The 26794-nt window shown below is 23.7% G+C and carries 20 protein-coding genes; 10 read left to right on the plus strand and 10 right to left on the minus strand.

The window, feature by feature from the left end; genetic code table 11:
* Positions 1-8 precede the first annotated feature (8 nt).
* Both APCICUMA2628_RS00695 and lpdA read left to right on the plus strand, forming a co-directional pair.
* A complete protein-coding gene (locus APCICUMA2628_RS00695; RefSeq protein ID WP_154027299.1) occupies positions 9-1259 on the plus strand; it encodes a 2-oxo acid dehydrogenase subunit E2 in 1251 nt (416 codons plus the stop codon).
* A gap of 94 nt (positions 1260-1353) precedes the next feature.
* Positions 1354-2766: a dihydrolipoyl dehydrogenase gene (gene lpdA, locus APCICUMA2628_RS00700; protein WP_154027301.1), complete on the plus strand. Its 1413-nt coding sequence runs from the start codon at positions 1354-1356 to the stop codon at positions 2764-2766.
* A gap of 290 nt (positions 2767-3056) precedes the next feature.
* On the opposite strand, the gene erpA is transcribed toward lpdA, so the two are convergent.
* The 9 genes from erpA to map all read right to left on the minus strand — a co-directional run bounded on the left by erpA (position 3057) and on the right by map (position 13185).
* Complete coding sequence (gene erpA / locus APCICUMA2628_RS00705) at positions 3057-3398, minus strand: iron-sulfur cluster insertion protein ErpA (protein WP_154027303.1); 342 nt, start codon at positions 3396-3398, stop codon at positions 3057-3059.
* 202 nt (positions 3399-3600) lie between these two features.
* The gene (gene ftsZ, locus APCICUMA2628_RS00710) at positions 3601-4755 is read right to left on the minus strand and encodes a cell division protein FtsZ (protein WP_154027305.1); all 1155 of its coding nucleotides are present in this window, start codon (positions 4753-4755) and stop codon (positions 3601-3603) included.
* Between the two features lie 57 nt (positions 4756-4812).
* Positions 4813-6063: a cell division protein FtsA gene (gene ftsA, locus APCICUMA2628_RS00715; protein ID WP_154027307.1), complete on the minus strand. Its 1251-nt coding sequence runs from the start codon at positions 6061-6063 to the stop codon at positions 4813-4815.
* 339 nt (positions 6064-6402) lie between these two features.
* Positions 6403-7896 carry a Mur ligase family protein gene (locus APCICUMA2628_RS00720; protein WP_154027309.1) on the minus strand — a complete coding sequence of 498 codons (1494 nt, stop codon included), beginning with the start codon at positions 7894-7896 and terminating at the stop codon, positions 6403-6405.
* A 27-nt stretch (positions 7897-7923) separates the two neighbouring features.
* Positions 7924-8850 (minus strand): 16S rRNA (cytosine(1402)-N(4))-methyltransferase RsmH, encoded by a 927-nt coding sequence (gene rsmH, locus APCICUMA2628_RS00725; RefSeq protein WP_154027311.1) that lies wholly within the window; start codon positions 8848-8850, stop codon positions 7924-7926.
* A 158-nt stretch (positions 8851-9008) separates the two neighbouring features.
* The gene (ilvN, locus tag APCICUMA2628_RS00730) at positions 9009-9491 is read right to left on the minus strand and encodes an acetolactate synthase small subunit (protein ID WP_154027313.1); all 483 of its coding nucleotides are present in this window, start codon (positions 9489-9491) and stop codon (positions 9009-9011) included.
* 9 nt (positions 9492-9500) lie between these two features.
* Complete coding sequence (gene ilvB / locus APCICUMA2628_RS00735) at positions 9501-11225, minus strand: biosynthetic-type acetolactate synthase large subunit (protein WP_154027315.1); 1725 nt, start codon at positions 11223-11225, stop codon at positions 9501-9503.
* Positions 11226-11415: 190 nt separating this feature from the next.
* A complete protein-coding gene (dapD, locus tag APCICUMA2628_RS00740) occupies positions 11416-12249 on the minus strand; it encodes a 2,3,4,5-tetrahydropyridine-2,6-dicarboxylate N-succinyltransferase (protein WP_154027317.1) in 834 nt (277 codons plus the stop codon).
* Positions 12250-12393: 144 nt separating this feature from the next.
* Positions 12394-13185 carry a type I methionyl aminopeptidase gene (map, locus tag APCICUMA2628_RS00745; RefSeq protein WP_154027319.1) on the minus strand — a complete coding sequence of 264 codons (792 nt, stop codon included), beginning with the start codon at positions 13183-13185 and terminating at the stop codon, positions 12394-12396.
* Positions 13186-13543: 358 nt separating this feature from the next.
* On the opposite strand from map, the gene rpsB reads away from it, so the two are divergent.
* From rpsB to dnaE, 7 genes are all read left to right on the plus strand, one after another.
* Positions 13544-14269 carry a 30S ribosomal protein S2 gene (gene rpsB, locus APCICUMA2628_RS00750; protein ID WP_154027321.1) on the plus strand — a complete coding sequence of 242 codons (726 nt, stop codon included), beginning with the start codon at positions 13544-13546 and terminating at the stop codon, positions 14267-14269.
* Between the two features lie 55 nt (positions 14270-14324).
* Entirely contained in the window at positions 14325-15146 is an 822-nt protein-coding gene (gene tsf / locus APCICUMA2628_RS00755) for a translation elongation factor Ts (RefSeq protein WP_154027323.1), read from the plus strand.
* A gap of 93 nt (positions 15147-15239) precedes the next feature.
* Positions 15240-15962 (plus strand): UMP kinase, encoded by a 723-nt coding sequence (gene pyrH / locus APCICUMA2628_RS00760; protein ID WP_154027325.1) that lies wholly within the window; start codon positions 15240-15242, stop codon positions 15960-15962.
* A 49-nt stretch (positions 15963-16011) separates the two neighbouring features.
* Entirely contained in the window at positions 16012-16569 is a 558-nt protein-coding gene (gene frr / locus APCICUMA2628_RS00765; RefSeq protein ID WP_154027327.1) for a ribosome recycling factor, read from the plus strand.
* 99 nt (positions 16570-16668) lie between these two features.
* Positions 16669-19095, plus strand: coding sequence for an outer membrane protein assembly factor BamA (gene bamA, locus APCICUMA2628_RS00770; protein WP_154027329.1), 2427 nt, complete (start codon positions 16669-16671; stop codon positions 19093-19095).
* A 76-nt stretch (positions 19096-19171) separates the two neighbouring features.
* Positions 19172-19630, plus strand: coding sequence for a 3-hydroxyacyl-ACP dehydratase FabZ (gene fabZ / locus APCICUMA2628_RS00775; protein WP_232036804.1), 459 nt, complete (start codon positions 19172-19174; stop codon positions 19628-19630).
* A 296-nt stretch (positions 19631-19926) separates the two neighbouring features.
* Positions 19927-23451 (plus strand): DNA polymerase III subunit alpha, encoded by a 3525-nt coding sequence (gene dnaE / locus APCICUMA2628_RS00780; RefSeq protein ID WP_154027331.1) that lies wholly within the window; start codon positions 19927-19929, stop codon positions 23449-23451.
* Positions 23452-23572: 121 nt separating this feature from the next.
* Here the strand turns inward: dnaE and proS are convergent, their stop codons facing one another.
* Entirely contained in the window at positions 23573-25183 is a 1611-nt protein-coding gene (gene proS / locus APCICUMA2628_RS00785) for a proline--tRNA ligase (protein WP_154027333.1), read from the minus strand.
* Positions 25184-25660: 477 nt separating this feature from the next.
* Between proS and APCICUMA2628_RS00790 the strand changes: the two genes are divergently transcribed.
* Positions 25661-26779, plus strand: a complete 1119-nt coding sequence (locus APCICUMA2628_RS00790; protein ID WP_154027335.1) for an EscU/YscU/HrcU family type III secretion system export apparatus switch protein — start codon at positions 25661-25663, stop codon at positions 26777-26779.
* Positions 26780-26794: the final 15 nt, after the last annotated feature.

A 26794-nucleotide genomic window follows, 5' to 3' on the forward strand; every position in this document is an offset into this window, starting at 1 on the left:
GTGATATAGTGGACGTAGAAGTTTATGTACCAGATATTGGTGTGAAAAGTGTCGAGGTAATTGAAATTTTAGTAAAAATAGGAGATGAAGTAAAAAAAGAAGACGGTTTAATTTCGGTAGAAAGTAATAAATCCGTATTAGAAATACCTTCTCCATTTTCTGGAATTATTAAAAAAATTTCTGTTAACGTAGGAGATAAATTATCTGTTAATAATTTGATTATGATTTTAGAAAATACTGATTCAAATCAGTACTTAACAACAAATACTATAAATGACAGTAACCTATACGACAGGGAGCAATTAAATACTCCGCATTTATTAGATCAAAAAAACATTATTAATAATGTTATTAACGATATTTATGCGTCTCCTAAAGTACGACGTATTGCAAGATTATTAAATATAAATTTATTAAACTTAACCGGAAGCGGTTCTAAAGGTCGAATTACTTGTAAAGATATAGAAAAATATAATATGAAACAGATGTCTAATACTTTATGTGAACATAATACCGGATATACTGATTCTAATCATAAAAATATAGATCATATTGATGATAATCAATCGTATCAATCATTAACTAAGATTCAGCGTATTTCTGGTAATCGTTTATTAAATAATTGGAAAAATATTCCACATGTTACTCAATTTAATGAAGCAGATATCACTGATTTAGAAGATTTTCGAAAATTATATAATTCTCGTTATTTACATGATAAAAGTTATAAGAAAATTTCGATTCTTTCATTTTTAGTAAAATCTGTTATACGAGCTTTATTGGAATATCCGAGATTTAATAGTGTTTTGCATTCTAGTAATAACAGCATTATTTTGAAAAAAAATATTAATATAGGTATTGCTGTAGATACTAAAGATGGATTATTAGTTCCTGTTTTGAAGAATTTAAAAAATAAAAATATTAGTGAAATTTCATATAAAATCTTTGATATTGTTCAAAAAGCTAAAAACAATAAATTAGATATTCATGATATGAAGGATGGAAGTTTTACTATTTCTAGTTTAGGAGGAATTGGCGGTACTGGTTTTACGCCTATCATTAATGCTCCAGAAGCTTGTATATTAGGTATATCAAAAGCTACAATAAAGCCTATTTGGAATCAAAAAAAATTTTATCCTCGTTTAATTCTTCCATTTTCTTTATCATATGATCATCGTATAATTGACGGTGCTGATGGAGTACGTTTTACGAATTTTTTAGTTCAGTTATTATCTGACATTAGAACTTTGCTAATGTAATCATTTTTAAATATAAAACAATGATATTGTAATTTTTAAGCATAGAATTTTAATCAAGATAGAAATTTATTTTTATTAATAAAAAGAGTTTTTTATGAAAAAAAATATTGATATTGATGTAGTAGTAATTGGCGGTGGTCCGGCGGGATATTCGGCAGCTTTCCGATGTTCTGATTTAGGATTGTCTACTTTAATTATAGAAAAATATGGTATTTTAGGTGGTACTTGTTTGAATGTTGGTTGTATTCCATCAAAATCATTATTATATTTAACTAATTTAATTAAAGAAATAAAAGAATTTTCTAAATATAAAATAAATATCGGTAATTCTAATCAGTTGAACATTGTTCAAGTTAGGAATTGGAAAAATAATATTATTTATCAATTAAATCGCGGTTTAAGTGATTTAGCTAAATATAGAAAAGTTGATATAATACAAGGAATAGCTAAATTTTTAAATAAAAATTTATTAGAAGTTACATATAAAGATATTATATATAATATTCACTTTAATTATGCTATTATCGCAACTGGATCGCAGCCGAGAGAATTATCTCAGTTCTCTAAGAGAGATAATCGTATTTGGAATTCTACTGATGCTTTAAATTTTACTATAATTCCTAAAAAATTATTAATTATTGGTGCCGGAATTATTGGATTAGAAATGGCTACAATATACAGCTCTTTAGGATCACGAGTAGATATTATAGATAGTGCCACTAGGTTTTTTCCATCTATTGATAAAGATATTAGTGATATGTTTATTCAATATACACGAAATGATTTTAAGGTGTATTTAAATACATCTGTGGTTGATTTGGTTGCTGGTACTTCCGGAATAACTTTAAAAACACAAAAAAATAGTGATGTATTACAAAATAAAATATATAGTAATGTACTAATCTCTGTTGGCAGACAAGCTCATACAAATAATTTAAATTTGTCTAACATCGAGGTTAAATTAAATCCTTCAGGTTTTATTAAAGTTAATAATCAAATGCGTACAAGTATATCAAATATTTTTGCTATAGGAGATGTAGTAGGAGCACCGATGTTGGCTCATAAAGGTATACATGAAGCGCATATAGCTGCTGAAGTTATTTCTGGTAAAAAACACTTTTTTGAACCTAAGGTAATTCCATGCGTTGCATATTGTGATCCGGAAGTTGCGTGGACCGGTATTACAGAAGAAAATGCAAAATTAATAGGAATTAATTGTCGATCAGTTATGATGCCATGGAAATTTTCAGGTAAAGCAATCAGTTCCAATTGTTCTGAACGCGGTATTACAAAATTAATTGTTAATGCTGATGATAATAGAATCATCGGGGGTATTATTGTTGGTAGACATGCCGGAGAATTATTATCAGAAATTAATTTATCTATCGAAATGGGCTGCGATATAGAAGATTTAGCATTAACAATTCATTCTCATCCTTCTTTATCTGAATCGATTAATATATCTGCCCAATTATTTAATAAAACCGCAACTGATTTAATCAATTAAATATATCTCAATACTATATAAAATAGTATTATTATTTTAATTATTTTATGCATGTATTCATGTTTAATTTAATTTTTATTCATTGACATTTTTATATTCGTAATTAATGCGTTAAGTTAATTAATTTTAAAAATTATTAATGATGTTATATTATTAACTCCACAGAGCAGGAAATAACCTGCTCTAAATAAAATTTTTTATAATATTACTATTCAAAGTAGTAATTATACGATGACATCGTTTTATTATTTGTTAATATAAATTTATATTAAAATAATCGTATTAGTATGTTATATACTAAATGATAATCCGCAGCCACATGTTGTTTTAGCATTTGGATTAATTATGATAAATTTAGAACCTTCTAAATTTTCTACATAATCTATTTTTCCTTTTATTAAATATTGAGAACTAATAGGATCAATGACAATTTCTATTCCAGATTGTTTAATATGAAGATCGTCTTTATTTATCATCTTTATTAGTTTAAATCCATATTGAAAACCACTACAACCGCCTCCGGTTATATAAATACGTAGTTTAAATTTTAATTTTTTTTTTATAATTATAAGTTGTTTTATTTTATTAATTGCTTCAATAGTAATATTGAATGGAAATGTTGATGTATTCATATAAACGCTATTTTTGTAAAAGTTATAAAAATTTTATTAGATCATATTATGATATAATCATTAATTAAATTAATGATTTATGTGGTTAATAATATTTTAAAAATTAGATTTATGATACAATTGTAAAAATTTTCTATATTTTTAATGAATGATATTTATGAATAATTTTGATTCAAGAATATATTTTTTATGATAAATAATCTTATTTTTTTCTTCTCAAAAAAGCCGGTATATCTAAAAAATTTTTTTCATATTTTTTTGGTTGTGATAAATTATTATTGATATTTTTTTGCGATTGTTTAGTGTGATTTATAATTCGATTTTTTTGTAAGGTTTGATTTCTATAATCTGATAATAATTCTTTGGAAGTCTGGTTTCTCATAAAAGAAATTCCAGATCTTTGTTCCATACCAATACCGGTAGCAACTACAGTTACTCGCAAGGCATGATCCATTTGAGGATCTAATGAAGTACCAATGACAACTGTAGCATTATCAGAAGAAAATGCACGTATGGTATTTCCAACAGTTTCAAACTCATCTAGTCTTAAATCAAAACCAGCAGTAATATTTACTAATACTCCTCGAGCTCCAGATAAATCTATATCTTCGAGTAAAGGGCTAGATATAGCGATTTCTGACGCTTCTTCAGCTCTATTTTCTCCTGATGCTGATCCTGTTCCCATCATAGCATATCCCATTTCTGACATTACAGTTCTTACATCTGCAAAATCTACATTCATTAAACCAGGTCGTGTAATTAGTTCTGCGATTCCTTGTACTGCACCTTTTAAAACATCATTTGCCGCTCCGAATGCATCTAACAACGATATTCCACGAGTTAATACTTTCAATAATTTATCATTAGGAATAGTAATTAATGAATCAACGTATTTAGATAACTCATTTAATCCTTGTTCAGCAAAATTCATTCTTTTTTTTCCTTCAAAACTAAAAGGTTTTGTGACTACTGCAACGGTTAAAATGCCAAGTTCTTTGGCAACTTCCGCTACTACTGGTGCGGCTCCAGTACCTGTTCCACCGCCCATTCCAGCGGCTATAAATACCATATCTGCTCCATCTAATGCTGATTTTAATGTTTCTTTATCTTCTTCAGCAGAATCTTTTCCTACATCAGGATTTGCTCCAGCACCTAATCCTTTGGTTATGGTATTACCAATTTGTATCGTTTGTCCGACAGCTATTTTTCTTAATGCTTGTGCATCCGTATTAATAGCAAAAAATTCAACTCCTTCTATTTTTTCGCGAACCATATGTTCTACAGCATTACTACCGCCTCCGCCAACACCAATCACTTTAATAACTGCATCATTATTTAATTCAGACGGTTCAAACATAAAATATACTCCATTATATTAAGATATTTAATATTATTAAAAATTTTTAAGATTTAATTATTCATGTAACCAGCATTTGATTTGGTTAAATAAATATTGTAAAAATCTCGGAGATTGATTTTTTTTCCGAGAAGATTGTTGATAATTTTTTCCATATTGTAGTAACCCGATAATAGTAGCATATTCTGGTTGATGAAGATATTCGGGTATTTTGGGTATATTGCAAGGTTTTTTTATTATAATTTGTGCTTGAAATATTTTATTTGCACATTTTAACAAATGTTTTATTTTTGAAGAACCTCCAGTAAGTATAACATTAGATATTTTTTGATATTTATTTTTTTTAATATTGTATTTATCATATAAGTTTATAATTTCATTATTTACTAAGTGTAATAATTCAGTATATCTTGGTTCAATAACTTCAGTTAAAGATTGATAATGACAGTGATCAATTTTATTACCATTTTTATTAAAAATTTCTATATTTTTACATGTCATAGATAGATCCGCAACAGCATATCCGTATTTTTTTTTTATAAATTCTGCATCTGAAAATGATAAAGAAAATGCATAAGCAATATCACGTGTAACTGTATTTCCTGCATAAGGAATTACAACATTATGATATAAAGAGCCTTTTATATGGATACTAACATGCATTGTTTCACCGCCCATATCTACCAAACAGACTCCTGAATTTTTTTCTTCTTCTGTTAAAATCGATAAGCTAGATGCTAGTCCGGTAAATATAGTTTTTTTAACATTAATTCCGCATTTTTTAATAGCATTAATAATATTTTTTTTAATATTTTTATTGCCTGTAATTAAATGTACATTAGCTTGCATGCGTACACCGGATAATCCGATTGGGTTTTTAATTCCCGATTGGTCATCAATAGAAAATTCTTGTGGAATAATATGTAAAATATTATGATTATTTTTTATTTTAACAGATTTAGCGGTTTTAATAACTTTTTCTATATCTTTTTTTGTAATTTCTTTACTTTTAATAGGAGTGATACCAATTTCATTTTGACAATTAATTTCATTATGTGATATTGATAAATATACAGAATATATTTTACATTTAGCCATTTCTTCTGCGTCATGAATAGAACTATTAATACATTGTGTTAATAGTTCTAAATTATTAATATTACCTTTTTTTATACCTTGAGTTGGATGTTTACTAAAACCAATTATATCAATAATCCCACATTCAAGAATTTCTCCTATTAACACAATTATTTTTGTAGTTCCTATTTCTAACCCGACAATGATATTTTTTTTTGTTGAAAGATTCATATGATTTAACTAAACTAGATTTTTATTTTTATATTGATTATGTTTATAACTGCAGTATATAATATGTTTTTTATGTATAAATACTGATTATATATATAAGTATATACGATATTATATTTATATATATAAATATATTTTGATTTTAATTAATAAAAATGTTTATTTAAATATATGATATACTTTTTTGATTTTTTAAAATGATAATATTTTGCGATTAATAATAGTAAATATATTTATTTCTTGATTATAGTTAATTCAAGCTTATTGAATATAAATATATTTTTGGATATAAAAATAATATTTTTTATTTTGGTTAATTTAAATATTAATTAAGTTCTATTATTCGTACACTGTATCAGTAGAAACAATATTTTTTTTTGATAATAATTTCATATATTTGATAATTTTTTTTACTTTTTTTTCTTCTTCTGAAACTAATATTATATCATATTTATTAGTTTTATAAAAAATAAATTGTATTGCTTTTTTTATTTTGTAAAATATAAAAAATTTATTTTTTTTATAATAATTCATTATTATCTCATTAATAATTAATAATTCATGGTTTTTATGAGGATCATTATTAATTAATATGATAAAATCAGAAAATTTTTCTACAATGCTCCCTATGATTTTTCTCTCACTGATATTTTGTGTTTTTTTATATCCTAAGATACACCAGATATTTTTATATTGATAATTTTTTAATGAAGATAATGTTCGATACAATATTTGTGGTGTATGAATATTATTAATAATAAATAAAGGACTATTATTTATCTGAATTTTTTCCATTTTACGATGAATAGGTCGTAAAAATTTACTGCTTGGAATCAATATGTTTAATGGATGTTTTAATGATATCATTGTTGCCATTGCGAGAATTATATTGGTAACATTAAAGTCACCAATTAATGAGCTATATAAATGCCCGGACCCCCATGTTGAATTAAAAAAAATTTTTGTACGCAAAGTACTATAAATAATTTTGATAGTATGAATCCAATATTTTGTATTAAAGATATCGTTTTTTTTAAGTGTAGTAATAAATATAATTTTTTTATTTTTTATTTTGTTTATCCAATTATTTGCAATGTTTTCATTTCCATTTAAAATAATGGTTTTTATTGTATTTTTATTTAAAAAAGAAAACTTAATTTTTTCTTTTTCAAACATATTTTTCTGTCCGTTTATATTGTTGTTAGTTATATTAGTACATATTATTGATTCAAATTTTAAATAAGATATTTGTTTTTGCATTAATACGGTATAAGGCATTTCTAATATGGTAAGATCTATTTTTTTTTTTACTAACCGATATAGTATTTTTTGAACATTATTATAGTAATGAATACTATTCTTCATAGTTGATTGAAATATATTTTTCGTATCTTCTAAATTTTTTATTACACCGATTTTTTTATTAATTAATTGTTCCCATTGTGCGATTAAGTTAGTAACAGTAGTTTTTCCGTAAGTTCCTATTACTCCGATTAATTTAATTTTTTTTTGTGGATAACTAAAAAATCTTTCATATATATCATGGATATAATTTCTTAATTTTTTAAAATAAATAATAAGTGTATTATATTTTGTTGATATACATAATCCGTGTTTATTTTTTTTTGTTTCATATAAAACGACATTTGCTTTATTTTTAATAGCATTTATAATAGATTTTTTATGTATATTTATTTTTTGGTTTAATGATATAAATAAATCACCAATTTTTATTTTTTGACTGCATCTGGTGATATTACAAATTTTTTTTTGAGGAATATTATTGATCCAAGGATTTAATAGTATTTGGATATTGTCTATTTTTTTTATCATAACATAATACTTTATAAATTTTTCAGCTTATAATATTTCAGCAATTCTTAATATTGCGCTGCGTGCGCGAGGGTTTTTTTGAATTTCTTGATTGCTAGGTTTAATTTTTTTAATAATTTTCAATTTTTTTTTTGAATATTTAATTATTTGATTATTAGAAATCGGTAATCCTTGGGGAAAACTAATATGACCACTATTTTTTTTAAAAAAATTTTTTATAATTCTACTTTCAATTGAATGAAAGCTAATAATAGCTATTCGTGCTTTTTTTTTTAATATCTTTGTAGATAGATTTAAAGTTTTTTTTAATGAATCTATTTCAGAGTTAATATAAATGCGTATTGCTTGAAAAGTGCGTGTAGCGGGATGCTTTTGTTTATATTTGTATTGTGTTGGTATTATTTTTTTTATAATATCAACCAAATCAAATGTATTTATAATAAGATTTTTTTTATTCTGGTTAACAATAGCATAAGAGATTTTTTTAGCGTATCGTTCTTCTCCAAAATTTTTTAAAACATATTCTATTTTTTTTTGACTAGATTTTTGTAACCATTTCCATGCCGGTATTCCTGATTGATTATTCATTCGCATATCTAATGGTCCATTTTTCATAAACGAAAAACCTCTATCAGCTATATCTAATTGTACTGATGAAATTCCTAAATCTAATAGAATTCCATTAACTCGTATATTATTACGAAAATATAAATTTTTAATAATGTTAGAGAAATTTCCGTATTTAATAAAAAATCTTTTATCTTGTATTTTTTTACCTATTCTTATAGAATAAGGATCTTGATCAATAGCGTATAATGTTCCTTTAGGTCCAATATTTTTTAATATTTCTAATGAATGCCCCCCTGATCCAAATGTCCCATCAATATATGTACCTGTCGGTTTAATTTTTAAAGCATTTATTGATTCTTGGAGTAGTACTGGTATATGTAACATGATTTTTATAATTAAGTTTAAATTTATACATTCTCTAAAACATTGTTTATAGGGAATAAAACATGGTTAGATATTTAATAGAAAATGTATAAAATAGTTATAATGAATATTATAAATTAATCTATATCATATTAATTAATAACAATGATTATTGTTTTTTATTTACAACAATTGATACTAATTATTCCAGATCTAGACGATTCTATAATGGTAAACGATTGTTTTACAATTTTTAAAAATGAGTCAATTGTATGGCTAGTATCTGTAATTTGGATAATGTATTGTTCTTTAGAATCATTAATAAGAATGCCGTTATAAATTTCTATTAATTGATTCATTTTGTGTAGTTTTTTAAAATCTTGTATTTGAATTTTTATTAGCAAAATTTCTCTTTCTATGTAGTTTTTATTAGTTATTTCGATAACTTGATGAATATCAATTAATTTTTGTAGTTGTTTTTCAATTTGTTCAATAGTTTTTTTATTTCCAAAAGTTTGAATAGTTAATCGAGATATTTGATTATCTTCAGTAGGAGCGACTGTTAGGCTATCTATATTATACCCACGTTGTGAAAATAAACCTATTACACGAGATAACGCTCCTGATTCATTTTCTAATAAAATCGATAAAATTCGGCGCATAATTTAAATTTATCCTGTTTTTTGTAATAACATATCATTCATACCACCGTCTTTAATTTGCATAGGATAAATATGTTCGTAAGGATCTATCAGAACATCTACAAATACTAATGATCCTAATTGAACTTTTTTTATAGCTATTTTTAATGTTTTGATAATTTCATCCGATGTTTTAATTTGTAGTCCGATATGTCCGTATGATTCAGCTAGTGTGATAAAATTAGGTAATGATTTCATATATGAATGCGAATGTCTGCCTGAATATATTATATCTTGCCATTGTTTTACCATTCCTAAAGATTTATTATTTAAATTAATAATCAATATTGCAAGATTATATTGTTTAGCGGTAGATAATTCTTGTATATTCATTTGTATACTTCCATCTCCGGTAATACAAATTACAAGTTCTTTAGGAAAAGCTATTTTTACACCTAATGCTGCTGGTAAACCGAATCCCATTGTTCCTAATCCTCCAGAATTGATCCAGTAACGAGGTTTGTTAAAGGTATAATATAGAGCAGTAAACATTTGATGTTGACCGACATCCGATGTTATATAGGCGTTTCCTTGAGTTAATTTATATAATGTTGCAAGTAACGCTTGCGGCTTGATGATATTTTTATAGTTTTTAGTATTAATAGTTTTAATTTTTTTCCATTTTTTAATTTTTTTCCACCATTTATCCAAATAAGAAGCAGATCTATTATGGATATGTAAATTAATAATTTTTAACATTTTTTTTAATATTTTTTTTGCATCGCCAATAATAGGAATATCTGCTGTAATAGTTTTTGAGATAGAAGTGGGATCAATATCAATGTGTATAATTTTTGCATAAGGACAATATTTTTCTACGTTATTAGTAGTTCTATCATCAAATCTAACGCCAATAGCTAAAATTGTATCAGAATTATGCATAGCCATATTTGCCGCATATGTTCCGTGCATACCTAACATTGATAAACATTGCGAGTGATTGCCAGGAAAAGATCCTAAGGACATTAAAGACATAGTAACTGGGATATTAAGAATAGTTGCTAATAAATATAATTCGATATGACTATTGGAGCTAATTACACCTCCTCCAGCGTAGATAATTGGTTTTTTAGATTTTAATAATACATGTATTGCATTTTTTATATATTTAATATTATCTTTTTGTTTGGATTGATAAGATTTAATTTGTATAGTATTAGTCCATACATATTTTTTTTTTATTTTTTGGTCCAAAATATTTTTTGGTAAGTCGATAACAATTGGTCCCGGTCTTCCGCTAGATGCTAATAAATATGCTTTTTTAAAAATTAATGGAATATTTTCAGTTTTTTTTACTAAAAAGCTATGCTTTACAATTGGTCTAGAAATACCCATCATATCACATTCTTGAAAAGCATCTAATCCAATTAAATGTGATGATACTTGTCCTGAAATAACAATCATAGGTATAGAATCCATGTATGCTGTTGCAATACCAGTAATAGCATTTGTTGCGCCTGGACCAGAAGTTACTAATACTACTCCTATTTTTCCAGTACATCTAGCATATCCGTCAGCCATATGGGTAGCGCCCTGTTCATGTCGCACCAATATATGTCGAATTTTTTTTTGACCGATTGTATAGATAGCATCGTATATATCTAATACGGCTCCACCGGGATAACCAAATATTGTATCTATTTTTAAATCTATTAATGACTGTATGACCATTTCAGCACCTGATAATAATGTCATTTTATAATATATCCTTATATATAGAAGTATTTTAAATGTGTATATTAAATATACATTAATTATAATACTGATCAGTTTATATAATATATAATATATATTATTATAATTTTATATATATTTATGTTATTAAAATAACATCCGCCTTATTAGGCGGATAGAAATTAATGATAAAAATTATTTTTAATTATATTTAATTAATTGCCATACTTCGCAGTAAAGTATTTAGTTCAGTTTTTTTTAATGTATTGTTATCAACTTTCTTGACTATTACCGCGCAGTATAATTGTATATTTTTATATTTACTAGAAGGTAAAGTTCCCGAGATTACCACTGATCCAGAAGGAACACGTCCGTATAATATTTTTCCCGTTTCTCGATCATAAATTTTAGTACTTTGACCAATATATACGCCCATAGAAATAACTGAATTTTTTTCTACAATTACACCTTCGACTATTTCAGATCTCGCACCAATAAAACAATTATCTTCTATAATAGTAGGATTATTTTGCAAAGGTTCTAAAACACCGCCTATACCTACACCGCCAGATATATGGACATTACAACCGATTTGTGCGCATGAACCAATAGTTGCCCAAGCGTCAACCATAGTATTTTGACCTATATAAGCTCCAATATTTACAAAACTAGGCATTAATACAACATTTTTACCAACAAAAGCACCGAACCGAACTATTGAATTAGGAACTATTCGTACGGAATCGTTAACGAATTGTGATTCACAATAATCTTTATATTTTAGAGGTATTTTATCATAAAAAACATTATTTGATGTTTTTATAACTTTATTGTTTTTAGAATACAAATATAATAATACACATTTTTTTATCCATTGATGTGTAATCCAAGTATTATGGATTTTTTCTGCAATTCTAATAGTTCCGGAATTTAATTGTGATATTGTATCATTAATATAGGATTTTTCATTTTTTGTAATTTTATAATTATGTTTCTTAATTTTTTTTTCAAATATTTCTTCTATATGATCTCGTATTCTTGTCATATGTATTGTTGACCTATTATGATTGCATAATGATTTCATTATTTAAAATATAATATAGTAATAAAATTATCAAATAAACTTTAAAAATATTTTTTGAAAAATTTAAAATTTTTGTATATACTTAAAATAATTTTTTTACACATTTTATGTATTAATAAAAATTTTTGGAATTTTTTCGTTTTCTTGATGTGTTATGATTTCACATCCAATATCGGTCACTAAAATAGTGTGTTCATATTGAGCGGATAAACCACCGTCTTTAGTTTTTATTGTCCATCCGTCTTCCATACATTTTGTATGGGAAGATTTTTCATTCACCATAGGTTCTACGGTAAAAACCATACCTTCTCGCATGATTGTAGAATCATTTTTATTATAAAAATGTAAAATATATGGTAAATCATGAAAATTTTTTCCTATTCCATGTCCACAATATTCTTTTACTATAGAAAATTTATTTTGTTCTACATATTTTTGAATAATTTTTCCAATATTATTGATTCGAGCGCCATGTTTTATACATTTTAATGATAAATATAGACTATTTTGAGCAATTTTACATAATAGTTTATTTTTTTTATTTATTGGACCTACTGAAAACATTTTAGATGCGTCAGTGTAATAATTATTTTTAATGACCGATACATCTATATTGACAATGTCTCCGGTTTTTAAGAATGATTTTTTATTTGGAATTCCATGACATATAACATCATTAACGGATATACATATAGATTTAGGGAAATTATTGTATCCTAAACATGCTGGAATAGCTTTTTTAACGTGCGTTATATAATGATGACAAATTTTATTTATTTCTTCGGTTGATATATCAGGTATTATGTACGGTTGAATCATTTCAAGTACATTAGCTGTTATTTTTCCTGATATTCGTATTTGTTGAAGATCGTATTTATTTTTTAATATATTTTTCATATTGAAAATAATAATTTATTTGTTATTTAATGAGTTATAAAAATTTTTATATTTGAGGTAATAATCAATGTTGTATGTAAATGTTAAATAAAATTAATAGTATGAATTGTATTAAAAATATAAAAAAAACGATATAAATAATATTATTATATTGTGATATAATATATTTTGTATAAAATATGTAGGATAGAATTTTTTTGCTTGATAAATTCTAGTAATTAACAATAGTAAATATATTTACTATTGTTAATTCTATAAGTATAAATACTTTTATTAAGATAATTTTATTGTCATATTGATGCATATATTATTATATTAACATATTTTTTTTTATTTTAAAATTTATAGGAGAATAGTAATGGATATTCCTTTAATGAAGAATATGATTAAAGCTGGTGTTCATTTTGGACACCAAACACGATATTGGAACCCAAAAATGAAACCGTTTATTTTTGGTATTAAAAATAAAGTACATATTATTAATTTAGAAAAAACTTTGCCGTTATTACAATCCGCTATTATTGCGCTTCAAAAAATTATTCAACGTAATGGAAAAATATTATTTGTTGGAACTAAGCAATCTGCTAGACCAGGAATTAAATACATTGCGTTATCATGTCGTCAATTTTATGTGAATCATCGATGGTTAGGTGGTATGCTAACAAACTGGAAAACAGTCAGACAGTCAATTCATAAGTTACAAGATTTAGAAAAACAATCTATGGATGGTACATTTGAAAAATTAACAAAAAAAGAAGTTTTATTACGAACACGATCTTTACATAAATTAGAAAATAGTTTGGGTGGAATTAAAAATATGGGCGGTTTACCTGATGCAGTTTTTGTAATTGATACCACGCATGAACATATAGCTATCCAAGAAGCTAATCATTTAGGTATACCGGTATTTGCTGTAGTTGATACTAATTCGAGTCCTGAAGGTGTTAATTATATAATTCCTGGTAATGATGATGCAATTAGATCTATTAATTTATATTTAAGTATTTTATCTGATTCTTTATCTAAAGGCTACGAATCAAAACAAGAATCGTTAATTTTAAAAAAAAGATTACAGGAATCGTAATTTTAATGTTTTTAAAACAACATAACAATCATGTTAATATTGGATAATTGATATCATGGAAATTTCGAAAAAATTAATACAAGAATTGCGTATTAAAACTGGATCCGGATTTATGAATTGTAAAGTTGCTTTGCAGAAATCAAAAGGTAATATTGCAAATGCGATTGATTATTTAAGAACTGTAGGCGCCTGTATTGCGGATAGTAAAATAACACGTAAAACATTATGCGGACGAATATTTTTATATCAAGATAAATCTATTGCTGTATTATTAGAATTAAATTCAGAAACTGATTTTGTAGCAAATAATAATGAGTTTAAAATTTTTGGACAAACTGTAGTAGATTATGCCGGTATAAATAAATTGTTTGCTTTAAATGATTTAAATAATATTTTTAATGAACAAAGAATTTCTTTAATTGCTAAAATTCATGAAAATATTATTATTCGTAGAATTCAATATACTACAGGAAATATTATTTCTTCATATATTCATGCACATAAAATTGGCGTTCTAGTAAACGGGTTGACATTATCACCCATGAAAGATAATAAAGATCAGTATTTTAAATATGTTGCAATGCATATTGCAGCTTCTCGACCGTTGTTTTTATCTGAACAAGATATTCCAAAAGATGTACTGGAACGGGAAACACATATTCAACAAAATATTGCAAATAAAACCGGTAAAAATAATTATATAATTAAATCTATTGTTAAAGGACGTGTTGATAAGTTTATTAGTGAAATTACATTAATTCGTCAAAAATTTATTGTAGATCCTACAATTACAATTAATGATTATTTAAAAAAAAATTCTATTTCTATTTGTTCTTATATACGCATGCAAGTTGGAGAAACTACGTCAATTAATTAATATATTTTGATATAAATAAAATTGCGATAATATCGCATTATAAATAATAATATTAACAATTTTTATTAACAATATAGGTTCTAACACTTCATTATGAAAAATAAAAACAAGTATAATAGAATTATATTAAAAATTAGTGGAGAATTTTTAAAAGATAGTATAAATGGCAACATTAATATGATTTTTATTAAAAATTTAACACGACAAATACAGTTACTCACTAAAATCGGCATTAAAATTGGTTTAGTTGTAGGGGGCGGGAATTTATTTAGAGGTTCTGATTTAGAAAAATTAGGTATGCGACGAACCGTATCAGATCATGTCGGGATGTTATCAACTGTTATTAATGGATTATTACTTTATGAATTTATGAAAAAATATAATATTAAAATTAGAATTTTTTCATCATTGAATTTAGAAGGTATGTGTGAACGATATAGATTAGACGTAGTAAATAGTGCACTAGATGATGGATATGTGGTTGTTTTTTGTGGAGGATTAGGTGTTCCGTTATTTACAACAGATTCAGCGGCATGTATATATGCTATTGAACTTAAAGCGGATATTTTATTGAAAGGGACTAAGGTGGATGGAATTTATTCATCAGATCCGGTTTTTAATACATCAGCTACATTATATCAGACGTTAAGATATACAGAAGTTTTAAATAAAAAATTAAAATTTATGGATTATACGTCAGTAGTGTTGGCTCATGAACATAAATTGCCTATTTTAGTATTTAATATGTATAATCCAAAAATTTTAAATGATATTATCATCAACAATAAACCCGTTGGAACTTTGATTTATAAATAAATTTACTAATATAAATATATTAAATACGGAGTTATAAAAATAAAAAATTATGTTAATTACGTTAAAAGAACGTGTTTATATTCAAATGAATAAAAGTTTTTTATCATTTAATAAAGATTTAAGTAAAGTTCGTACTAATCGTATTTCACCAGATTTGTTAGACAATGTGTATATAGATTATTATGGTACGTCTACTGCACTAACACAGTTATCTAATATCATTGTAGAACAAAATAATATTTTAAAAATTACTTTATTTGATGTGTCTATTAAAGAGATTGTAGAAAAAACAATTATTAACTCTAATTTAGGATTAAATCCTGTATCTACTAATTCATGTATCCGTATTCCTGTTCCAGCTTTAACAGAATCTCGGAGAAAAGAATTTATTAAAATTATTAATCATGAAGCAGAACATGCACGGGTATCTATTCGAAATATTAGAAGAGAAGCAAATGATAGAATAAAAAGATTATTAAAAAAAAAAGAAATTACTCAAGATATAGCTCGAGAATTAAAACAAAATATTCAACAAAATACCAATTTGTTTATAAAAAAAATAAATGATATAACTATTATTAAAGAAAAAGAATTATTAATAATTTAGTTATTAATTTTTAATTTTAATGATGAAAAATAATAATCATATTTATTAAAAAATTTAATATTTAATATTTTATATTTTATATAGGAACGTAACACTTATATGTTATTAAAAAAAATTTTTTTTGTATGTTGTTTATGTTTTTCTATGTCTGTTTCCGCTGCAAATATAAAACATATTAAACGTATTTCGATACGTGGAATTCAAAATATATCTGCAAATAATATATTACGAACTGTACAATGTAATTTAGTAAAAGATAATACATCTATTAATGTTTCTAAGACGCTATCCTGTTTGTTAAAAACTAATCATTTTATTCACATTAATACCTGTAAATTAAATGATACTTTAGTATTTTCAGCACAAGAACATCCTATTATTAGAAATATTAGTATATCCGGAATTAATGATAAACAATGTAAATATTATACTGCATTATTGAGAAAATTTAATATTAAAAAAAATAGATTTTTTTATATATTTAATTTTAAGAAGTTTTGTTGGTATTTAAAGAAATCATATGAACTAAATGGATATTTTAATGTTTATTGTACTCTAAAAATTATACGCTATTCTAATAATACGGTTCAATTAAAAATCATGTTACATAATGGACCAGAATTATGTATATCAAAAATCATGGTTCATGATAATAAAATTTTTTCTAAAAGAAAATTATTACAAAATTTACCTCAATATCAGGATAGTTTATTGTGGAATTTTTTTGAATATCATAAATATGATAGTATGAGTTTTAAAAAATCTTTACATGCTTTATATGATTTTTATACGCATAACGGATATTTAGATTTTAAAATTAATAAAATAAAAAAATGTTACTCAACAAATAAGAAAGATATTAATGTTAAAATTAACATTAACGAGGGATCACAATATCATATTAAAAAAATTTTTATAAATACATGTGATAATTTATGTGTAGGAGTATCGGTCAATGATATAAAAAAAAATTTATTAAATATGCCTTATTGTACGGCCGTGATAAGTCAAGCCAAAAAAGATTTTAAAAACTTATTTTTAAAAAAAGGTTTATTGAATACTCGTGTTTTATTGCATACAGAATTAGATAAAAAAAATCATGTAGTATTTTTATATGTTGTAATAGATTCAAAAAAACAATTTTTTATTAAAAATATATTTTTTTCTGGAAATTATGATATAGAACATAAATTTTTAAATAAATTTATGTATAAACATAAAAATGATTTTTTTGATATTAATCTAATTAAGCAAGCTTGTGATAGTATGTTTAATACTGATTTATTTAATGATTTAAATGTGTACGCAACAAATAAAATATATGATAATAAAGTTGATGTTTATTTTTCTTTTAAAGAAAATGATAATACTAGAAATATAAATATATCAACTAATTATCAAAAAGGTAGAGGTCTTTTACTACAGTTATTATTAATAGAAAAAAATCTTTTTAATACCGGAAATCAATTATATGTTAAAATGTTACGAAATGTTTACGATACTCGTTTAAAAATTCATTTATTAAGGCCTTTGAGTGTGTTTAAAAATTTTTTTTTTAAATCACACGCTTTTGTTAATTGTATTCATGAAAAGTATGCTGTTCATAATAATTATATTAATAAATTATTTGGATGCAGTACTTCAATATATACACCGACAATAAAACACAAAAAATTTTCTATATTATGCGGATATGAAAAAGTACAAATTTTTTGTATATCTCCTCATGTTGCGGCGCTAAAATATTTAGCATCCCTTCCAAAAGATTTTTTTTTAAATTCACAAATAAATAATTTTCGTGTAAATGATTTTTTTATTAAATATAAATTCGATTTTAATAATATACGGACAAAAGATTTTTATAAAATAGGAACACATATAAAATTTATAGGTAAACTAATGTTACCTTATTCTGATAATTTTTATCATAAAATATTATTTAAAATAAATCAATATTTTCCTTTAGAAAATATGTATGATCTTATGGTACATAATTTTTTAGAATTTGGATCCGGATTAACGTTAAGTAAGAATGCTTTTCCGTTTTATGAGAATTATCAGTTTAATAAAAAAACAAGAAAAAGTGGTTTTCGAGATAATTCTATTGGTCCGGTAGCTATATACTATAAAAATAGTATTCAGACTGTTAGTGATTCAAAAAAACATGTTGTATCAAAATTTTATTCTTCCGCGGATTCTATAGGTGGAAATATGATGATACATGCTAATTCAGAATTATTATTTCCAGAAGTTAGAATCTTAAAAAAAATTTTTCAGTTATTTCAAGCAGGTGTATTTTTAGATGCCGTAAATATTTGGGATACTAATTGGAAAAATAATGTTGCATTATATTCTATAAAAAATGCTATAACTAATATAAAGCCTGATGATATACATTTATCTGCTGGTACTTTTATCCGTTTAAGTTCTATATTTGGTCCCGTTACTTTTACATATGCATTTCCGTTATATCCATATCATTTACCACGTCATTGTTTAAATAGATTTAGTTCTAATTTTGTATAATATTTTTATAAATTTTTATCATAATTATTATAAACAGTAATTATACTGTTATTTTTGTAAGGTAAAATACGTCATTATGAACAATATCATAGATGATCAATATACTTTTAGTTTAAAAGATATTTTACGAATTTTGCCACATCGATTTCCTTTTTTACTAATTGATAAAATATTAGATTTTAAAAAAAATATATATATACGCGCCTTAAAAAATATCACTGTAAATGATTTTTTTTTTTGTGGTCATTTTCCAAAAAAATTTATTTTTCCAGGTGTATTGATTATAGAATCCATCGCTCAATCGTGTGGTATATTACTTTTTTATTATAAAAAAAATAATTGTATTAAAAAAAAAATTTGCTGTTTAACCGGTATATATAATACACGGTTTATTCATCCAGTATATCCTGGCGATCAAATGATCATAAAAACATGTTTTAAAAAACAATTAGGTGGTATTTATTTATTTAAAGGTATAGTAACAGTAAAAAAATTGATTGTATGTCAGTCTACTCTTTCATTATCATTTTTATGAAATTATATTTATATTAAGAAATAATTAGAATTTTTTTATTTGGTAAAACATATAGTTTTATTTATTAAAAATATAAAATGATTAAAATCAATATATTTATATATTTTATATACTATATTTAATTTTTGTTGAATTAAAGGTTAATTTTATCTAATAATCTTAGAAATATTAAAGTTATTAATTATATTTATTTATTTATTTAAAAGGATATATATTGGTATATAGTTTTTTATAAATTAAATTTAATAAGATTTGTATCTTTGATTTTATTTTTATATCTACTATTTAGGTTAAATATGCGTTTAAATAATTTTGTACACCTACGTATCCATAGCGATTATTCAATGATGGATAGTATCGTAAAATTAGAAAAATTAATACAATATGCAAAAAATATGAACATGATATCCTTAGGTATTACTGATGTAAATAATTTGCATGGTATTATTAAATTTTATTTATTGGCTCGTCAAGCTGGTATTAAACCTATTATTGGTGTTGATATTGTGATTAAATCAAACATTATGAATGGTATGAAGTGTAATTTAACTTTGCTAGCTGCTGATAATTATGGTTATAAAAATATTATGGAATTATTATCTGAATCGTATAAGTTAGGATATGATAACAAGTTTGGGTTAACAGTGGAGATAGATTGTTTATTAAAATTTAAACGTGGATTATTAATTTTATCTGGAGGTATAAACGGAGATGTTGGTCAATGTATATTTAAAAATAATATAAATTTATTAAATCGTTGCATTTCTTTTTATAAAGAAAATTTTCCGAATAAATATTATTTAGAAATTTCTCGTATTGGAATGTCACGAGAAGAAGAATATATTAAATATATTAAATATATTTCTGATACACATTCTTTACCAATAGTAGCTACTAATGAAGTTTTATTTTTAAAGAAAAGTGATTCATATGTTCATAGGATTAAAGTTGCTATTTATAAAAAAAAAACTATTGCTGATCCAAAATTTATTTATAAATATACAATAAATCAATATTTAAAAAATCAAAATGAAATGATTAATATTTTTCATGATTATCCTGAATCAGTCATCAATAGCCTAGAAATTATAAAACGATGTAATGTTATTATTCCGTCCGGTTCTTATTTTTTACCTGTTTTTCCTACAGGTTTAGTAGATTTATATAAATTTTTTATAGAAAAAGCAAGTATGGGTTTAGAGGCGCGTTTAATAAATATTTTTCCTGATCCGATAGATAGAAAGATAAAAAAAAAAATATATTTTTCTAGATTACATCATGAATTATTAATTATAAAAAAAATGGGATTTGCTGGTTATTTTCTTATTGTAATGGAATTTATTCGGTGGGCTAAAAGCAAGCATATACCTGTCGGTCCAGGAAGAGGATCTGGCGCAGGATCTTTAGTTTCGTTTGCTTTAAATATCACAGAAATAGATCCTTTACAATTTAATTTATTGTTTGAACGATTTTTAAATCCTAATCGCATTTCTTTACCAGATTTTGATATTGATTTTTGTATGGACAAAAGAGATTTAGTAATTGATCATGTAATGAAAAAGTACGGTCGTGATTCAGTGTCGCAAATTATTACTTTTGGTACAATGGCCGCTAAAGCTGTTATTAGAGATGTCGGAAGAGTGTTAGGCTATCCATATGGATTAATAAATAAAATTTCTAAATTAATACCGTTAGATCCTAAAATGACTTTAAAAAAAGCATTTTTTATGAAAAAAGAATTAATAGATTTATATGATCATAATGATGATATTAAATTATTAATTAATATAGCTAAAAAATTAGAAGGAGTAATTCGTAATATAGGTAAACATGCAGGAGGAGTAGTTATTTCGCCTACTAAAATTTCTGATTTTGTACCAATATTATGCGATTCAAAAGGAAAAAATCAAGTTACACAATTTGATAAAAATGACATTGAATTTGTCGGTTTAGTAAAATTTGATTTTTTAGGCCTAAAAACTTTAACAATGATTGATATGATAGTTAAAATGATTAATATTAAAAATATACGTTTTAAAAAAAAAAAATTTTTTATTAATCAAATTGATTTACAAGATAAAAAAAGTTTTTTATTATTAAATAAATTTGAAACAACTTCTATTTTTCAATTAGAATCATTAGGTATGAAAAATTTAATTAAACGTTTAAAACCTGATTCTTTTGAAGATATTGTTTCCTTAGTAGCTCTTTATCGGCCCGGCCCACTACAGTCAGGCATGGTGGATAATTTTATAAATCGTAAACATGGTAATGAAGTTATTTCATACCCGGATCATAAATGGCAACATGAATGGCTGAAACCTATATTAAAATCAACATATGGAATTATTTTATATCAAGAACAGGTAATGCAAATTTCTCAAGTGTTATCAAATTTCACTCCCAGTGAAGCTGATATTTTAAGAAGAGCTATGGCTAAAAAAAATCCTAAAGAAATGCTAGAACAAAGGAAGTTATTTCAATCAGGTGCTTGTAAAAATTCCATTAGTTTACGGTTATCTAATAAAATTTTTGATTTATTAGAAAAATTTTCCGCGTATGGTTTTAATAAATCACATTCCGTAACATATGCTTTGTTAGCATTTCAAACTTTATGGTTAAAATCTAATTATTCTGCTGAATTCATAGCATCTGCTATGACTTTAGAGATGACGCGTACCAATAAAATTGTTAATCTATTTTATGATTCACGTCGTATGAATTTAACGATTCTTTCACCGAATATAAATTTTAGTAATTATTCTTTTTCTGTTAATGAGCACGGAGAAATACTTTATGGTTTAGGTGCTATAAAAGGATTAGGTAAATCTTCTGTTGATATCATCTTGCATGAAAGAGATCAACAAGGCGGATTATTTTCTGATTTTTTAGATTTGTGTGTTCGTTTGCTTTTAAAAAAAGTAACAAATCATATTTTTGAGATATTAGTAATGTCAGGAACATGTGATTGTTTTAATATATGTCGCGTTCAGTTATTTAATAATATTAAAGATATAATAAAGATTGCTAAACAAAAAATTTTATCTATACAAACTCAACAACATGATTTATTTCATTTAAATCATTTAAATATACAAATATTTTCAAAAAAAAATCATCAAAATAATTTTGAATTATTACATGAAAGATTTAATAATATTATCTCTACGATTTTAAAATGGGAACGAGAAACACTGGGGTTATATTTAACTCATCACCCTATTAAAAATTTTGTAAAGGAAATAGAATATTATACTGCCGGTGTCAGATTACACGACTGTTTATTAAAGAATATGACAGATAGGATTATCATTTCAGGTATTATTTTTTCTGTTAAATCATCATTTACGAAAAATAAAAATAAATTTTATATAATTACTTTAGATGATTCGTATAGTCGTTTAGATATATTTTTTTTTAATAGGTCTCATCATGTTACAGATAAATTATCTTATCAAAAAAATACTATTGTAGTTATTATTGGAAACTTATCATACGATTCTTTTAATAATAGATCCCGTCTTTTAGTACGCAGAATTTATAGTCTTGAAGAATATCGTAATATACGTATGCGAAGTGTTAAAATTTATATTAAACATGATATTATCATGAATAATCAGATATTTAATAAAATATATTATTATTTATCAAATAAAGTATATCCTGGAAATGTATTAATATCTTTTTTTTTAAAAAAAAAACATTATTTCAAACATAAATTATTTGATAAAATTTATCGAATATATCTTGATAATGATTTTTTAAATTATTTAAAAACATTTAAAAAAAATATAATCATTAAATTGAATTTTTATAAATAAATATTAATTATGTAAGTAATTTTATTTATAAATAAGAAAATTATTTTTAATATATTTAAGTAAATAAAATATTAAAGAATTAATTTTTTACAATTATTAAGTGTTATAAAAAATATTTAAATTATATAATGGTTTTAATAAATGGAAGTAATTGTGATATTAAAATTCTTTTTTTTGAATTATTTTTTCTTATATAAAATTCAATCTCTTTTGTTTCAATTGTATTAGAACTAATAATAATTCCATAAGGAATTCCAATTAAATTCATATCAGCAAACATTTTTCCTAAATTTTCTTTTCTGTTATCAAATAAAACATCAATGCAGTTATATTTTAATTTTTTATAAATTAATTTAGCTATATTGTTTATGTTTTTATTTTTATGCATATTTATTGGAATAATAAAGATTTGAAAAGGAGCCACACAATGGGGCCATATAATTCCGTTATTATCATGATTTTGTTCAATAATAGACGAAATAATTCTATTTATTCCGATACCATAGCAACCCATCTGTAATGTTTTTTTATTATGATTTTTATCATATATAGAAAAATTGATATTTTTAGAATATTTTTTTCCAATTTGAAAGATGTGTCCTATTTCAATACTATTTTTTATTTGAAGCTTATTTTTATTTGTATTGTCATAAATAAATTGACTACTATTTTTAGTAGTAATTACTTGATTAAATATTATTTTTTTGTTCCATAAAATTGGAGTTAATTGTTTATCAAACCATTTTTTTTTAATAATAAAATATGGCATATTCACTATTTTAGAATCTACTATTATAAAAATATTTTGATTATCATAAAATTTTTTATCAGTAGTTAACTTATATGTTAAAATCATTTTTTTAGATTTAATAAATTTTATAGGATGTTTGAGAATATCTATACGTTGCAAACTTTCTGTATTTAGAGATGTATACTTATGAATTAATAGGACAGCTATAGAATATTGGGATTGATTAGATTTAGTTTTTATTAAATAAATTTTAATTTTATTTTTTTGTTTATTATATTTATTAATATTAATAGCATCAGTTGAATATTTAGAAAAAATAATTTTATCTTCTCCGATATTAGATATAGCATGAAATTCATGAGATATAGATCCTCCCATAATTTTTGAGTCCGCTTCAATAATTTTAAAATCGAGTTGTAATTTTTTAAATATTTTTATATAAATGTTTTTAACGGTTTCGTATGTTTTTTGTAGTGAATGAGTATTAATATGGAATGAATACGCATCTTTCATTAAAAATTCTACGGATCGAATAACTCCAAATCTTGGTCTTATTTCATCCCTAAATTTTTTTTGTATTTGATAAAAAACTATAGGTAGTTGTTTATATGAATGAATTTCTTGATGTAATATATGATTAATAGCTTCTTCGTGTGTAGGGCTAAGTATATATTTTTTTTTTCTACGATCTATAATATTAATTAATTCTTTTCCATATAATTGTGTTCGTCCACTTTGATCCCATAATTTTTTTGGTTGTATAATAGGCATACAAAGTTCCATATATCCATGTTGATCTAATACATCAGAAATAATTTTTATTATTTTTTTAATTACTCGATACCCTGTAGGTAACCAAGTATATATTCCGGAAGATAACATTCGTATCATTCCAGAACGTAACATTAATTGGTGGCTTATTGACTCTGTATTTGCAGGAACTTCTTTCATAGTAGAAAGTAAATATTTAGTAGTAAACATGTTAAGTTTCCGGAATATAATAGATATATATTCTATAAATTAATAGAAGTAATTTTTACTATAAATTAGTAAATTAAATTTAATTTTATAAGTAATTTGTTGAATATAATTTATTTTTAAATCGATGATGAATTTTATTTAATATTTTGTTAAAAACAGTAAATGTATTCTTCTATATATATTGTTATTGTGATAATTATTAAAAAATAATAAAATGTAAATATATTATTTATTGATACTATTTTTTACGATTTTTAATCGTAATAAAGAAATTTTATTTTATATAACATTGATATATTAGGTATGTATATAAATTTATTATATAAATAATATTTATTAAAATAAATAATTTAATTAAAATAAATATAAATTTATTTATCAGTAAAATAACAAATGTAGTTAGTAATAGATATTAAATATAGTAATAAATAGTTATTATACATAAAACTAAATTGATTTGTATCAAGGTATAAATATATGAATTATAGCTTAAATGAAGATAAAACTGAAGCTGCAACTCCACATAAAATCAAAAAATTTCAAGAAAAGGGAGATGTTCAGCATTTATTTGATCTAAATTCTTTTTTTATTTTGTTTTTTTTTTGTTGTATATTTTATATCAATAAAAAATTTATTTTTTTACATTTATTAAAACTATTTATATTGAATTTAACATTTGAAAAAAAAATTATTAGTCAACCTCAATTATTTTTTTTACAAATATTACAGCATATAAAAATTTTTATTTTTTATTTTTTAATATTGTTTTTAGGAATATTATTTATATTAATGTTTTCACCTATTTTTATTCAAGGAAATATAGCGCAAATTAGATTTTTAAAAATTAGTTTCAATTCTTTAAATGTTGTAAATAATTTTAAAAAAAGAAATTTATTTGATATAGTAATTAATTTTACATCTAATTTGATAAAAATAATAATGATTATTATTATTACTTTGATATTTATGTGGAATCATTATTATTATATTGATAATTTTTATAAAAATTCATTATCAAAAAATATATTTATTGGTTTTTCTTGGATTTATAAATATATTTTATTAATTTTATTAATAGTAGGTATTATAGCTATTATTGATTCTATCATAAAATATTTTCAATACTTTAATAAACTTAACATGACTGTTCAAGAAATAAAGAACGAACAAAAAGAGATAGAAGGAAATGTATTAATTAAACAGAGAATTCAATTTTTAATGCGACGACAATCATTACATAGATTTTCTGTAACTGACTTAATAAAATCAAATGTAATTATTTTTAACGCTAAAAATTGTGCGATAGCAATATATTATGATCCAATCACTAAATCTTCCCCTAAAATACTTTTTAAAGGATTGGAAAAATTGTCTAGTTATATAGTTGAAATTGCACGCAAATATGATATTCCAATTTTTATTTCTAACTCTTTAGCAATTTATTTGTATAATCATTCCACTAGCGATAATCAGATTCCAAGTATTTTATATCCATCAATATCTAAAATTTTAGCGTGGGCATGGCAACTTAAACGTTGGAAACAATATGGTGGTATATATCCAACAATGCCAATTATATTTTTTAACAAGCAATAAATTATGTTATTAGGA

This window comes from Buchnera aphidicola (Cinara cuneomaculata) (assembly GCF_900698865.1).
Lineage (GTDB): Bacteria > Pseudomonadota > Gammaproteobacteria > Enterobacterales > Enterobacteriaceae > Buchnera_F > Buchnera_F aphidicola_AA.

Coding starts and splice junctions, on each gene's coding strand:
- erpA (WP_154027303.1), bottom strand. CDS start 3,398: ATGAATACATCAACATTTCCATTCAATATTACTATTGAAGCAATTAAT.
- lpdA (WP_154027301.1), top strand. CDS start 1,354: ATGAAAAAAAATATTGATATTGATGTAGTAGTAATTGGCGGTGGTCCG.
- APCICUMA2628_RS00790 (WP_154027335.1), top strand. CDS start 25,661: ATGAATTATAGCTTAAATGAAGATAAAACTGAAGCTGCAACTCCACAT.
- APCICUMA2628_RS00720 (WP_154027309.1), bottom strand. CDS start 7,896: ATGATAAAAAAAATAGACAATATCCAAATACTATTAAATCCTTGGATC.
- frr (WP_154027327.1), top strand. CDS start 16,012: ATGTTAATTACGTTAAAAGAACGTGTTTATATTCAAATGAATAAAAGT.
- proS (WP_154027333.1), bottom strand. CDS start 25,183: ATGTTTACTACTAAATATTTACTTTCTACTATGAAAGAAGTTCCTGCA.
- ftsA (WP_154027307.1), bottom strand. CDS start 6,063: ATGAATCTTTCAACAAAAAAAAATATCATTGTCGGGTTAGAAATAGGA.
- fabZ (WP_232036804.1), top strand. CDS start 19,172: ATGAACAATATCATAGATGATCAATATACTTTTAGTTTAAAAGATATT.
- dapD (WP_154027317.1), bottom strand. CDS start 12,249: ATGACAAGAATACGAGATCATATAGAAGAAATATTTGAAAAAAAAATT.
- tsf (WP_154027323.1), top strand. CDS start 14,325: ATGGAAATTTCGAAAAAATTAATACAAGAATTGCGTATTAAAACTGGA.
- ilvB (WP_154027315.1), bottom strand. CDS start 11,225: ATGACATTATTATCAGGTGCTGAAATGGTCATACAGTCATTAATAGAT.
- pyrH (WP_154027325.1), top strand. CDS start 15,240: ATGAAAAATAAAAACAAGTATAATAGAATTATATTAAAAATTAGTGGA.
- ftsZ (WP_154027305.1), bottom strand. CDS start 4,755: ATGTTTGAACCGTCTGAATTAAATAATGATGCAGTTATTAAAGTGATT.
- dnaE (WP_154027331.1), top strand. CDS start 19,927: ATGCGTTTAAATAATTTTGTACACCTACGTATCCATAGCGATTATTCA.
- rsmH (WP_154027311.1), bottom strand. CDS start 8,850: ATGTTACATATACCAGTACTACTCCAAGAATCAATAAATGCTTTAAAA.
- bamA (WP_154027329.1), top strand. CDS start 16,669: ATGTTATTAAAAAAAATTTTTTTTGTATGTTGTTTATGTTTTTCTATG.
- map (WP_154027319.1), bottom strand. CDS start 13,185: ATGAAAAATATATTAAAAAATAAATACGATCTTCAACAAATACGAATA.
- rpsB (WP_154027321.1), top strand. CDS start 13,544: ATGGATATTCCTTTAATGAAGAATATGATTAAAGCTGGTGTTCATTTT.
- ilvN (WP_154027313.1), bottom strand. CDS start 9,491: ATGCGCCGAATTTTATCGATTTTATTAGAAAATGAATCAGGAGCGTTA.